The sequence below is a fragment of the Kitasatospora sp. NPDC007106 genome, from assembly GCF_040634455.1.
Classification (GTDB): Bacteria; Actinomycetota; Actinomycetes; order Streptomycetales; family Streptomycetaceae; genus Kitasatospora; species Kitasatospora arboriphila.
The window spans coordinates 1-8,916 of record NZ_JBEYFP010000221.1; the positions used below are offsets into that span (position 1 = coordinate 1).

Here is an 8,916-nt window from a genome sequence, read left to right on the forward strand (position 1 = left end):
CAGGCACGCGGCCCGATGAGCCCGCTCTGCCACGTGGGGGCGCCCGCGCTGGACGCCCGGCAGCGGGTGGACGGCGGCTGGGCGCGGGCCGGCGACCTCGGCGTGCTGGAGGCGGACGGGCAGCTCCGGGTGGTGTCGCGGATCAAGCAGATGGTGAACCGCGGCGGGGTGTCGATCGGCACGGCCGAGGTCGAACGGCTGCTGGACGGCCATCCGGCGGTGGCCGAGGCGGTGTGCGTGCCGGTGCCCGATCAGGACCTGGGCGAGCGGATGTGCGCCTGCGTCGTGCCGCGGGCCGCGGCGGTCGGCCTCGCGCTGGCCGACCTGACCGGCTTCCTGGCGGAGGACTGCGGGCTGGAGCGGTACAAGCTGCCGGAACACCTGCTGCTGCTGGAGCGGCTCCCGGTCGGCAGCACCGGGAAACCGGACCGGCGGGCGCTCTCGGTGCTGGCGGCCGCCGCCCGGCTCCCCGTCGGTGCTCAGCGGACGGGCGCCGCCAGGGCGGCGAAGGCACAGACCGCGTCGGCCACCGACTCGACCTGAGCGTCCGTCAGATGCGGGTAGACCGGGATCGCCAGGCTCTGCCGGGCGGCCCGTTCCGCGTTCGGCCAGCGCCGCCCCTCGGGGGCGCAGTGCGCGAAGGCCGGCTGGTGCGGCAGTGCCAGCGGGTAGTACACGTGGCTGTCCACGCCGTGCGCGGCGAGGTGCCGCTTGAGCTCGTCCCGGCGCTCGGCGAGCAGTGAGTAGACGTAGTAGCAGCGGCCGTTGGTGCCGGGCGGCGGCGGGGTGACGCCCTGCTCGGCGAGCGGGGTGAAGCGCTCGGTGTAGTAGGCGGCGATCTCCGCGCGGCGGGCGATCCGGCGGGCGAGGCCGGGCAGTCGGCGGATCTGGAAGGCCGCGAGCACCTCGTCGAAGCGGCTGTTCAGGCCGATCCGGTGATGCCGGAAGCGGTGCACGCCGTCCTGGCCGTGGTTGCGCAGCATCCGGACAGTGCGGCCGAGTTCGGGATTGGGGGTGACGATCGCGCCGCCCTCGCCGGGGCCGCCGAAGGACTTCACCTGGACGAAGGAGTACACGCCCGCGTCGCCCCAGGTGCCGGCCGGGCGGCCGTCGAGGACGGCGCCCTGGGCGACGGCGGAGTCCTCCAGCAGCCGCAGCCCGTACCGGTCGGCGAGGACGCGCATCCGCGGCATGTCGGCCATCACCGAGAACATGTGGGCGGGCATCAGCACCCTCGTCCGCCCGGTGAGGAGCGCCTCGGCGCCGTCCGGGTCCATCACCAGGGTGACGGGGTCGATGTCGGCGAACACCGGGACGGCGCCGAGGCCGAGGACGGTGTTGGCGAGCGGGGCGCAGCCGTACGCGGGGACGACCACCTCGTCGCCGGGTCCGATGTCCATCGCCATCAGGACGAGGGTGAGGGCGGTGGTGCCGCTGCCGCAGGCGACCACGTCGGCGGCGCCCAGCCCGGCCTTGAGCAGGTCCTCGAAGCGGGCGGTGCGCTCGCCGAGGATGAACTTCTGGGTGGGATCGGTGGCGACCTCGTGGACGACGTCGAGGAGCAGCTCGCGGTCCTCCTCGAAGAGGTCCGGCGGGAAGAACGGGATCATGGCTGCCTTCCGTGGTGGAAGTCGCGGACGAGGTCGCAGACCCGGTCCAGGTCGTCGTCGGTGAGGTCCGGGTGGAGCGGGAGGGCGAGGGCGCGTTCGCAGGCGGCCTCGGCGTGCGGGAAGTCGCCGGGCCGGTGGCCGAGTGCGGCGAAGCAGGGCTGCAGGTGGAGCGGGGTCGGGTAGTACGTCTCGGTCTGCACGCCGTGCCGGGCGAGGTGGGCGGCCTCGTGCCACCAGAAGGGCCGGTCGGTGCCGATCAGCTCGGCGATCACGAAGGCGGCGGCCGGGATGCCGCGGGCGGCGAGCATCGGCAGGGCGTGGGTGAACACGGAGCGGTCGGCGTCGTCGAAGGTGATCAGTACGGACCGGGGCGGCAGCGGCCGGCCCTCGGTGACGGCCCGCTCGACGTCGGCGAGCGAGACGGGGTTGGCGAGGCGCCGCATCCGGTCGAGCTGGGCGCCGAAGGACCGGGGGTCGGTGACCCCGTGGTAGGCGAGGACGGCGAGCCGCTGGGCGGCCCGGGCCCGGAAGAGCGCCTGGGCGGGGGTGAGCCGCAGCCAGCTGCCGCGGTCGCGCAGCGGTGCCTTGCCGCGGGCGTGCACCGCCTCGCGCAGGGCGGTGGTGGTCGGCGGGGTGGTGACGGTCGTGGAATCGCTGACGGTCGTGGACTCGGAGTACGGCACGCGGTTCCCCCCTCGGTCGCCGCAGCGCGGCGTGGCGGTACCGTCGGCAGGCGGAGCCCGGCCTCCGACCCCGGGTGCGGCGGCTCCGCCCCCGGTGTGATCCGGTCCGTTGCCGGGGACTCCCTGCCCGGCCGCGGACGGCTCCTGGATCGCTCAATGTAATGGAGACCATCGGGCCCGACGGATGGTTGTACGGCGCTCGGCGAAATTTCGTCCGGCGTGCGCGGGCGCCTTTCCGGGCCTCTCGTGGACACTGGCGGTAGGCCCGTCGCGGGGCGCCCGAGTAGCGTGGAGGACATGGTGCACACGGATCGTCACGATGCGGTGACCCGCTGGGCGCGGATGTGGAGCGGATGCGCGATCGAGCGCCACAAGCTGCTGCTCACGGCGGTCGGTGGGGCCTGCATCGCGGTGGGCATCCTGGTGGCGGTGCTGGTGCCGGACACCGGCGGCCCGGCCTGGGTGATGTCCGTCGCCGGCTGCCTCGCCGCGGGCGTGGTGCTCCTGGCGCGGGTCGCGGTGGCCGTGCTGCGCGGGCCGGCCAGGGTCGGCTGACGCCCCGGTCGGAGCAGCCCGACCGAATTCCGGACGCCGATGTCCGGCGCCCGCGGTGCTTTCCGCGGTATCCCGCCGATTTCCGGCCGAGAACGCCACCGGAATGACCGGACAGGCCGGTTTTCGGCCCACCTGCGCGCTTCTTTCACAATTCTCGGGCAGCAGCCCCACACTTCCCCCTACTGTGGTTCCCGCCCGGGCCTCGACCACCGCCGGGCAGGGGCCGGTCGGACGGCGCCGGGGAGGGCGCCGCGGAGGGGAGAACGATGGGGACGACCGCCGCGCCCGCGGCCGCCGGAGGATTCCGCACCACGCTGAAGCGCGGCCTGGCCCGCGCCGCCGGCTCCGTGCCGGGCGAGGGCGCCACCTACCTCATCTACCACCGGATCGGCGGCGGCACCGCCGACGAGCTGGACGTCGCCACCGCCGACTTCACCGCCCAGCTGGACCTGCTCGCCGACCTGCCGCCCGGCCGGGTGGTCTCCATCGACGAGGCCACCGACCGGCTGGCCGCCGGCCGCCGCACCCCCAGCACCGTGCTCACCTTCGACGACGGCTTCGCCGACGTGTACGAGCGGGCCTGGCCGCTGCTCAAGGAACGCGGCCTGCCCTTCACCGTCTACCTGGCCAGCGGCCACGTCGGCGGGGAGATGCGCTGGGAGGGCTCCACCGCGAAGGGCCCGGCCGCACCCGGCCTCAGCTGGGCGCAGCTGCGCGAGATGGCCGACTCCGGCCTGTGCACCGTCGCCAACCACACCCGCAGCCACGCCCGGCCGGTGCTGCTCACCACGGCCGAACTGGACGGCTGCAACGACGACGTCGAGGAGCGGCTCGGCACCCGGCCGCGGCACTTCGCCTACACCTGGGGCGTGCCCGTGCCGCACATGGCGGTCGCGCTGCGCGCCCGGTTCCGGACGGCCTCCACCGGCGAGGTCGGCCGCAACCTGCCCGGCTCCGACCCGGCCCGGTTCTGCCGGGTGCCCGTCCGCCGCACCGACCCGATCGACTTCTTCCGCGCCAAGCTCTACGGCCGGCTGGTCCCCGAGCGCGCCTACGCCCGGATCGTGGCCGCCGCCAAGGCGGTGGGCGCCCGTGCCTGAGTCCGCCGCCGGCGCCCCGCGTCCCGCACCCCGGCTGCGCGGCCCCGACGGCCGCCCGCTGCGGGTCGCCCACCTGACCACCGTCGACATGAGCCTGCAGCTGCTGCTCGCCACCGAGCTCAAGGTCGACCTGGAGGCCGGCTTCGAGACGTACGGCATCAGCGCACCCGGCCCGTACGTTCCCCAGCTGGAGGCGATCGGCGTGCGGCACGAGCCGCTGCACGCACTGACCCGCGCCTGGCACCCGCGGGCGGACGCCGCCGCCGGGCGGGAGCTGCTGGCGGTGCTGCGCCGGATCGAGCCGGACGTGCTGCACACCCACAACCCGAAGACCGGCGTGCTCGGCCGGGTGCTCGGCAGGCTGGCCCGGGTGCCGGTGGTGGTGAACACCTGCCACGGGCTGTGGGCGCAGGCGCACGACCCGCTGGCGAAGCGCGCCTTCGTGCTCGGCGCGGAGGCCGTCGCGGGCCGCTTCTCGCACGCCGAGCTGTACCAGAACGCCGAGGACCGGCGGACCCTCGCCCGCGCGGTGCCCCGGTACCGCTCACGGGTGGTGGGCAACGGCGTCGACCTCACCCGCTTCACCGCGGACCGCTCGGCCGACCGCGCCCGGCTGCGCGCCGCACTCGGCGTCGCCGACGACGAGCTGCTGGTCGGCGGGGTCGGCCGGCAGGTCGCCGAGAAGGGCATCCGGGAGTTCGCGGAGGCGGCCCGGGCACTCGCCGGCAAGGCCCGCTTCGTCTGGATCGGCCCGCCCGACCCGGACAAGCCGGACGCGCTGGACGGCGCCGAGAGCGGCATCGACTTCCTCGGCGCCCGCTCCGACATGCCGGAGCTGTACGCGGCACTGGACGTCTTCGTCCTGCCGTCCCACCGCGAGGGCTTCTCGCGCTCCGCCATGGAGGCCGCGGCCGGCGGCCTGCCGATGGTGCTGAGCGACATCCGCGGCTGCCGGGAGATCGGCACCGACGGCGAGCACCTGCTGCTCGCACCGCCCGGGGACGCCCGGGCGCTCACCACCGCGCTGGACCGGCTCCTCACCGGGCCGGACCTGCGCGCGCGGCTCGGAGCGGCGGCCCGCGCGCGGGCGCTCGCCGAGTTCGACCAGCGTGCGGTGGCCCGGGTCTCGCTGGAGACCTACGCGGCCGTGGCCAGGGTCAGGGGTCTGCCCTGGACGGTCGGCTGAGGGCCCGTCCACACCACCACACCCGTTGGGGGGAGAGCATGCAGCCCGTTGGGGGAGGTATCAGGCGCGGCGGCGATCTGCTGATCGCCGCGGCTGCGGGGATCGTCGCGGTCCCGCTCGGCCTGCTGATCGTCGTGCTGATCCGCTGCACCATGGGGGGCCCGGTGCTGTTCCGGCAGACCCGCACCGGACGGCACGGCAAGGAGTTCGACATCCTGAAGTTCCGCACCATGCGGGAGAAACGTTACGCCGACGAGCCGGACGCTCCACGGATCACCCGGCTCGGCACCTTCCTGCGCACCACCAGCCTCGACGAACTGCCCCAGTTGTGGAACGTCGCCCGTGGGGAGATGGGCGTCATCGGCCCCCGGCCGACCCTGCCGGAACAGGTCGTCCACTACACCGACCGCCAGCGCGGCCGACTCGCCGTCCGCCCCGGCCTCACCGGCTGGGCCCAGGTCCGGGGCCGCAACTCGATCACCTGGCCGGAGCGGATCGAACTCGACCTCTGGTACGTCGAGCACCGCTCGCTCCTGCTCGACCTGCGCATCCTGCTGCTGACGGTCAAGGTGCTGCTCCGGCCCGCCGGCATCACCGCGGCGGGCGGCGTCAACCCCGGCTTCCCCGTCCCGGCCGAGCCGCCGGTGCGGGTGGTCGTCCCGCTGATCGCCCCGCGGGAGGCCGAGGAGGCCGCCCCGTCCGCCGTCTCACCCGCCGCCGCAGGCCGATGATGGAGCCATGACCGAAGCCCAGCTCTGGATCGCCGGCGCCGGGGGCGTCGGCCGCGAGGCACTCGACACCGCACTCGCGGCCGGCGTCCCGGTGGCCGGCTTCCTCGACGACCGGGCTCGCGGCACCGAGGTCCGCGGACTCAAGGTGCTCGCCCCCGAGGACCTGCCGCCCGGCAGCCACTACCTGGTCGGCATCGCCGACCCGCACGTCCGGCTGCGCCTCGCCGCCCTGCTGGACGCGGCCGGCGGCGAGCCCACCGTGCTCGTCCACCCGCGGGCGCTGATCGCACCGGAGACCGAACTCGCCCCCGGCTGCCTGGTGATGGGCGGCGCGTACGTCTCCAGCGGCGTCCGGCTCGGCGCGCACAGTCAGGTGCACTACAACGCCACCGTCGGCCACGACGCGGTGCTGGGGGAGCGGGTCACCGTCTACCCCGGCGGCAACGTCTCCGGGTCCGTCCGGCTCGCCGACGGCGCCACCGTCGGCTCCAACGCCGTGGTGCTGCAGGGCCGGACGGTCGGCGAGGACGCCTTCGTCGGCGCGGCCGCCGTGGTCACCCGGGACGTCCCGCCCGGCACCGTCGTGGTCGGCTCCCCGGCCCGGCCGCTGCCGCGCCCCGCCGGGGGCTGACTCCGGCAGGCGAAGGCCCGGCCGGGCCCGGCGGGTTAGGGTCGGGCCATGGCCATTCCGAGCTTCCTCGCCGATCTCCGTGCCCTCGTCGGCACCCGCCCGCTCTGGCTCTCCGGCGTCGCCGCCGTGATCGTCGACGGGCAGGGCCGCGTCCTGCTCAACCGCCGCAGCGACAACGGCCGGTGGGCACTGATCGGCGGCATCCTCGACCCGGGCGAGCAGCCCGCCGAGGGCCTCGCCCGGGAGGTGCTGGAGGAGACCGGGGTGAGCGTCGAGCCCGAGCGGCTCACCTCGGTGACCGTCTCCCCGCTGCTGGAGTACCCCAACGGCGACCGGGCCCAGTACCTCGACCTCACCTTCCGCTGCCGGCTGCTGGCCGGCGAGGCGCGGGTGAACGACGACGAGTCGCTGGAGGTCGGCTGGTTCGCCCCGGACGCGCTGCCGCCGCTCGACGACTACGCCCGGCACCGGCTGGCGCTCGCCCTGGCCGGCGCCGAGCACACCGTCTTCTCCTTCGAGCCGCAGGTCAGCGGGAGCTGAACCACTCCGCGGTGCGCTCCAGGCCCTCCCGCAGCGGCACCGCCCGGACGTCCGGGAACAGCTCGCGCAGCCGCCCGTTGTCGGCCTGCGAGTCCCGGACGTCCCCGGCCCGCGGCTCGGTGTGCTCGGTCTCCAGCGGCCGGCCGAGCACCGAGCCCAGCTCGCCGACCAGCTCCATCAGCGTCGTCCGGGTGCCGAACGCCAGGTTCACCGGGTCCGGGTGGACGACCCGGCGCAGCACCGCCTCGGTGAGCACCTGGGCGACCGTCCCGACGTAGGTGAAGTCCCGGCTCTGCCCGCCGTCCCCGTGCACCGTCAGCGGACGGCCGGCCAGCGCCGCGTCCAGGAAGGCCGGCACCACCGCGGCGTACGCGTGCCCGGCGGGCTGCAGCGGGCCGAAGACGTTGAAGAAGCGCAGCGGCAGCACACCCAGCCCGTAGCAGTGGTGGTAGGCCGCCAGGTACGCCTCGGTGGCCAGCTTGCTCACCGCGTACGGGCTCATCGGTGCGGTGCGCATGGTCTCGCGCTTGGGCAGCTCCCGGTTGGCCCCGTACACCGAGGAGGAGGACGCCGCCGCCACGTACAGCCCGCCGGCGCGGCGGGCGGCCTCCAGCACCTCCAGGGTGCCGGTGGCGTTGGCGTGGTGGCTGGCCAGCGGGTCCTTCACCGAGCGGGGCACCGAGGGCAGCGCGGCCAGGTGCACCACGGCGTCGGCGCCCGCGAAGGCCTCGTCCAGCAGCGCCGCGTCCAGGACCGTGCCCTGGTGCAGCGTCACGCCGAGGCCGTCCAGGTTCGCCTTGTCGCCGGTGGACAGGTCGTCCACCACCCGGACCTCCGCGACCTCCGGGCGGGCCAGCAGCTCCCGGACGAGGTTGGCGCCGATGAAGCCGGCTCCGCCGGTGACGACCACGCGCATGCTGGGACTCCCCCCGTTCGGCCGGAGCCTCTCCCCGCCCCGCGCTCCCGGCCGATGCTAGCGGCGCGCCGAGCCGCCGGGAGGGCGTTCCGTCACAAATGGGGCCGACCGGTCTTGTGCTGCCGGTACGTCTCCTCGGCCGCGTCCAGCACGGCCGCCAGGTCGCCCCCGGCCGTCGCGGTGACCACGGCCGCCACCGCGCCCTCCACGAACGGTGCGTCGGCGAACCGCACCGGGAAGGGCAGCCCGTGCTCGTCCGCGTCGGCCAGCAGCGCCAGCACCGTGGTGACCGCGCTGCCCAGGTCGGAGAGGACGGCCACCCCGTGCCCCTGGTCGACCCGCCGGGCGGCGGCCACCACCAGGACGGCGCTGGTGCCGAGGCCGTCGTCCGGGGTGCCGCCGGTCGCCGACACCGGCGCCGGGTCGTCGCTGCCGGACAGCGTCAGCGCGAGCCGGCGCACCGCCAGCGCCAGCTCCTGGCTGTGCGAGACCAGCACCACCCCCACCCGGCCGTGCCCCGCCGGCCGGGTCGGCCGGGGCACCGGCGCCGGCCGGGTCGCGGTCGCCGACCCGGCGCCCGGGGCTGACGGGGCGTCGGAGATCGGGATCACATCGGCGCGCGTGCCGGCCCGGCGGTCCATCGGCTGCTCCCTGGAGGCTGAACGATCGTGCGGGCACCACTCTCGCAGCCCCGTGCCGCCGGACGGGCCAATGGCGGCCGTGTCTACCACAGCCGGCCGCCGCCCGGCGGACGATCCGCCGCATCGCCCGCCCGCGGACCGAAGTCGCCCCGCCGCCGACCGGCCGCTGGCTACATTGGAGCCCGGACGACAGCGGAAGGAGCAGGGGATGGCGACCGACACGGTGACCGGCGCGGGGCGCATGCCGAAGCCGAGACTCGACCTCGGCGGGGCGGAGTGGCTCTCCAGCAGCCAGGGCGTCGGAGACGTCCAGATCGCCTTCG

The 8,916-nt window shown here is 75.5% G+C and carries 10 protein-coding genes and 1 pseudogene; 7 read left to right on the top strand and 4 right to left on the bottom strand.

Annotated features, from left to right (window positions below; all coding sequences use genetic code 11):
* Window positions 1–543: pseudogene (locus ABZ641_RS18445) on the top strand (long-chain fatty acid--CoA ligase); the annotation flags it as partial.
* Here the strand turns inward: ABZ641_RS18445 and ABZ641_RS18450 are convergent.
* Both ABZ641_RS18450 and ABZ641_RS18455 read right to left on the bottom strand, forming a co-directional pair.
* Window positions 480–1,610 (bottom strand): DegT/DnrJ/EryC1/StrS family aminotransferase, encoded by a 1,131-nt coding sequence (locus ABZ641_RS18450; protein WP_359983048.1) that lies wholly within the window; start codon window positions 1,608–1,610, stop codon window positions 480–482. The pseudogene ABZ641_RS18445 and the gene ABZ641_RS18450 overlap by 64 nt on opposite strands.
* Window positions 1,607–2,293: a DegT/DnrJ/EryC1/StrS family aminotransferase gene (locus tag ABZ641_RS18455; RefSeq protein WP_359983051.1), complete on the bottom strand. Its 687-nt coding sequence runs from the start codon at window positions 2,291–2,293 to the stop codon at window positions 1,607–1,609. The genes ABZ641_RS18450 and ABZ641_RS18455 overlap by 4 nt, the downstream gene beginning before the upstream one ends.
* Window positions 2,294–2,590: 297 nt before the next feature.
* Here ABZ641_RS18455 and ABZ641_RS18460 point away from each other — a divergent pair, with 297 nt between their 5' ends.
* The 6 genes from ABZ641_RS18460 to ABZ641_RS18485 all read left to right on the top strand — a co-directional run bounded on the left by ABZ641_RS18460 (window position 2,591) and on the right by ABZ641_RS18485 (window position 7,036).
* Window positions 2,591–2,848 (top strand): hypothetical protein, encoded by a 258-nt coding sequence (locus ABZ641_RS18460; protein ID WP_344625046.1) that lies wholly within the window; start codon window positions 2,591–2,593, stop codon window positions 2,846–2,848.
* A gap of 266 nt (window positions 2,849–3,114) precedes the next feature.
* Window positions 3,115–3,948: a polysaccharide deacetylase family protein gene (locus tag ABZ641_RS18465; protein ID WP_359983054.1), complete on the top strand. Its 834-nt coding sequence runs from the start codon at window positions 3,115–3,117 to the stop codon at window positions 3,946–3,948.
* On the top strand, window positions 3,941–5,134 hold the full coding sequence (locus ABZ641_RS18470) for a glycosyltransferase (RefSeq protein ID WP_359983057.1): 1,194 nt from the start codon (window positions 3,941–3,943) through the stop codon (window positions 5,132–5,134). Before ABZ641_RS18465 ends, ABZ641_RS18470 begins: the two co-directional genes overlap by 8 nt.
* 38 nt (window positions 5,135–5,172) lie before the next feature.
* Entirely contained in the window at window positions 5,173–5,865 is a 693-nt protein-coding gene (locus ABZ641_RS18475; protein WP_344625043.1) for a sugar transferase, read from the top strand.
* A 7-nt stretch (window positions 5,866–5,872) separates the two neighbouring features.
* Window positions 5,873–6,496, top strand: a complete 624-nt coding sequence (locus ABZ641_RS18480; RefSeq protein WP_359983060.1) for a NeuD/PglB/VioB family sugar acetyltransferase — start codon at window positions 5,873–5,875, stop codon at window positions 6,494–6,496.
* A 48-nt stretch (window positions 6,497–6,544) separates the two neighbouring features.
* A complete protein-coding gene (locus ABZ641_RS18485; RefSeq protein ID WP_344625041.1) occupies window positions 6,545–7,036 on the top strand; it encodes an NUDIX domain-containing protein in 492 nt (163 codons plus the stop codon).
* Here the strand turns inward: ABZ641_RS18485 and ABZ641_RS18490 are convergent.
* The gene (locus tag ABZ641_RS18490; RefSeq protein ID WP_344625040.1) at window positions 7,023–7,952 is read right to left on the bottom strand and encodes an NAD-dependent epimerase/dehydratase family protein; all 930 of its coding nucleotides are present in this window, start codon (window positions 7,950–7,952) and stop codon (window positions 7,023–7,025) included. The genes ABZ641_RS18485 and ABZ641_RS18490 overlap by 14 nt on opposite strands.
* Before the next feature lie 92 nt (window positions 7,953–8,044).
* Window positions 8,045–8,593, bottom strand: a complete 549-nt coding sequence (locus tag ABZ641_RS18495; RefSeq protein WP_359983063.1) for a PTS fructose transporter subunit IIA — start codon at window positions 8,591–8,593, stop codon at window positions 8,045–8,047.
* Window positions 8,594–8,916 lie beyond the last annotated feature (323 nt).

Excerpts from the sequence above, each read along its gene's own strand:
- ABZ641_RS18450 (WP_359983048.1), bottom strand. The coding sequence starts at position 1,610 with ATGATCCCGTTCTTCCCGCCGGACCTCTTCGAGGAGGACCGCGAGCTG.
- ABZ641_RS18460 (WP_344625046.1), top strand. The coding sequence starts at position 2,591 with ATGGTGCACACGGATCGTCACGATGCGGTGACCCGCTGGGCGCGGATG.
- ABZ641_RS18465 (WP_359983054.1), top strand. The coding sequence starts at position 3,115 with ATGGGGACGACCGCCGCGCCCGCGGCCGCCGGAGGATTCCGCACCACG.
- ABZ641_RS18475 (WP_344625043.1), top strand. The coding sequence starts at position 5,173 with ATGCAGCCCGTTGGGGGAGGTATCAGGCGCGGCGGCGATCTGCTGATC.
- ABZ641_RS18480 (WP_359983060.1), top strand. The coding sequence starts at position 5,873 with ATGACCGAAGCCCAGCTCTGGATCGCCGGCGCCGGGGGCGTCGGCCGC.
- ABZ641_RS18485 (WP_344625041.1), top strand. The coding sequence starts at position 6,545 with ATGGCCATTCCGAGCTTCCTCGCCGATCTCCGTGCCCTCGTCGGCACC.
- ABZ641_RS18490 (WP_344625040.1), bottom strand. The coding sequence starts at position 7,952 with ATGCGCGTGGTCGTCACCGGCGGAGCCGGCTTCATCGGCGCCAACCTC.
- ABZ641_RS18495 (WP_359983063.1), bottom strand. The coding sequence starts at position 8,593 with ATGGACCGCCGGGCCGGCACGCGCGCCGATGTGATCCCGATCTCCGAC.